This is a genomic window from Streptococcus suis, from assembly GCF_002960445.1.
GTDB lineage: Bacteria > Bacillota > Bacilli > Lactobacillales > Streptococcaceae > Streptococcus > Streptococcus hyiners.
Genome location: NZ_POJD01000337.1, coordinates 1 through 301 on the forward strand (window position 1 = coordinate 1; position 301 = coordinate 301).

1 protein-coding gene is annotated in these 301 nt (G+C 45.2%); it reads left to right on the forward strand.

All coding sequences use genetic code 11. The features are described from left to right. Positions 1–141: 141 nt before the first annotated feature. A partial coding sequence (locus tag C1G53_RS11140) for a Nif3-like dinuclear metal center hexameric protein (RefSeq protein ID WP_192873132.1) occupies positions 142–301 on the forward strand: 160 nt, incomplete at its 3' end.

The following is a 301-nucleotide window of genomic DNA, read 5'->3' on the forward strand; positions in this document are numbered from 1 at the left end:
AGGAGGCCTCACCAGTTTTCGTCAAAAAGTGGAGAAGAGAACTTGAAAAATTAAGTTTTGCTTTGGAACAAGTTCCATCTGAACGCCAAGGTGACCGCTTTGCCATTTCCCAAAAGATCCAACAAATTCAGGAGGTAGTCCATGTTAGCTAGTCAGGTTATTGAGCGCTATCAAGCCTTTTGTCCCCATTCTTTGGCTATGGAAGGCGATGTCAAAGGGCTGCAAATCGGTACCCTTAATAAAGAGATTCAACGTGTCATGGTGGCTCTGGATATTCGTGAGACAACAGTGGCAGAGGCGA